Annotated in this window: 2 protein-coding genes and 3 tRNA genes; all 5 read left to right on the plus strand. The window is 34.6% G+C overall.

Going from position 1 to position 1,689, the window contains the following annotated elements; all coding sequences use genetic code 11:
- Window positions 1-37 precede the first annotated feature (37 nt).
- The 5 genes from FD26_RS10680 to FD26_RS11125 all read left to right on the plus strand — a co-directional run bounded on the left by FD26_RS10680 (window position 38) and on the right by FD26_RS11125 (window position 1,676).
- A tRNA-Asn gene (locus FD26_RS10680) sits at window positions 38-110 on the plus strand.
- Between the two features lie 14 nt (window positions 111-124).
- A tRNA-Ser gene (locus tag FD26_RS10685) sits at window positions 125-215 on the plus strand.
- 283 nt (window positions 216-498) lie between these two features.
- A tRNA-Arg gene (locus tag FD26_RS10690) sits at window positions 499-572 on the plus strand.
- Window positions 573-710: 138 nt separating this feature from the next.
- Window positions 711-1,367 carry a Firmicu-CTERM sorting domain-containing protein gene (locus FD26_RS10695; protein ID WP_057868403.1) on the plus strand — a complete coding sequence of 219 codons (657 nt, stop codon included), beginning with the start codon at window positions 711-713 and terminating at the stop codon, window positions 1,365-1,367.
- Window positions 1,368-1,499: 132 nt separating this feature from the next.
- A complete protein-coding gene (locus tag FD26_RS11125; RefSeq protein WP_156401814.1) occupies window positions 1,500-1,676 on the plus strand; it encodes a hypothetical protein in 177 nt (58 codons plus the stop codon).
- The last annotated feature ends 13 nt before the right edge of the window (window positions 1,677-1,689 follow it).

Raw genomic sequence — 1,689 nt, forward strand, 5'->3', positions numbered from 1 at the left:
TACCCGCGAGGATAGGGAGCTGCCACGCTGTTATTATTCCGGATTAGCTCAGTTGGTAGAGCATCTGACTGTTAATCAGGGTGTCGTCAGTTCGAGTCTGACATCCGGAGTTATATATTTGCTTGGAGAGTTGTCCGAGTGGTTGAAGGAGCATGATTGGAAATCATGTATACGGGTATTGACCTGTATCAAGGGTTCGAACCCCTTACTCTCCGTAAGGACAAACTAAACAAATAAGCAATGTCTTAAAAGACTGTTATATCAATAGATATAACAGTCTTTTTATTTCCATTGATAATGAAGCCTGCTAAAAGTGAAAACGAAGATGGATTAGGAACTGTTCATAATAAAGCGATTAGGACCAGCAGACTAAGAGCATTTGAAATTCACGACGACCTATCAAATCCTTTTGGATGTAGAAACAATTTTTTATTTTTTTAAATAAATATATACAAATTGTAAAAGTATATGATATACTTATAAATGTTGAAAAGATATGCGCCCATAGCGCAATTGGATAGAGTGTCTGACTACGAATCAGAAGGTTGTAGGTTCGACTCCTACTGGGCGCATCAAAAATTAAGACCTATGAGATCAAATCTCATAGGTCTTTTTATTATTAACTAATTCTAAACTTATGTTACGTATAAATAAAATGATAAATGTTCTATAATTGGATTAGGTTGATTTAGTAAGCAGGGGGGATAATGATGCGTAAAATGTTTTTTGCATTAATGATTGCTGTGGGTCTGATTAGTTGCAGTAGTGTATTGATAACTCAGGCTGCTGAAACTAACAAGTTTGGAATCAAAATAGATGGAAATTTTGATGACTGGAAAGACAAGCCAATGACGGATATAAAAAATCCATGGAATGGTGACCCAGTAAAACAAGCTTCATTGTTGACCGATGGGAAGTATATTTACTATTACATAACAATGTCTAAAACGGGGCGGGATAATTATCCGTTTCAAGTCAATGATCATCAATTAACGGTAGGCAATAAGATGCATTCAATATACATTAAACGAGCCTATGATATTCCCGCTAATAAAACTAAAAAAGTTATGCTAGTGGATACTTCTGGTGGGGATGTTCCAATGGTACATTCACCAGCTGTGATTCATCGTTACGTGAAAAATGGCAAGGAATATGGCACTATGGAAGCCAGAATTTCTTTTTCAGATTTAAAAGCTGTTCCTACTGATGCCCAACATATTTCTATAAAAGTACCGCTTATAGGGAGTACTGTTGTGACTGCGGAGAGCGGGAGTACAGGTCCAATTGTTCTAGCAATTGTGGGATTGTTAATTGCAATTCTGAGTTTCTTTAGTCTACCTAAGTTAAAGAGAGTACTTACAAAATAATGTGATTTATAGTAATTATTCACTTTGCTTTTTGAAAATTGTTAATTTGTTGTTTAATACGGACTTTTTTATAAATGAATATACATTTTCGTTTATAATGGCACTTAGAGAATTACATAAAAGAGGGATAGCATGAAAAAAATATTCTTGTCTCTATTAATATTATTAGGATTGTCTATCTTTGGAGTTACGACCAATGTTCAAGCTAGTTCTAATGAGAATCCATCAAACATTAAGATCGATGGAAACTTTGATGATTGGTCGGATAAACCAATAACAAATATTATATCAGGAAATGGTAGATTGTAAAATTAATCCGAAC

It is taken from the genome of Companilactobacillus crustorum JCM 15951 (assembly GCF_001434585.1).
In the GTDB taxonomy this organism is placed as follows: Bacteria; Bacillota; Bacilli; order Lactobacillales; family Lactobacillaceae; genus Companilactobacillus; species Companilactobacillus crustorum.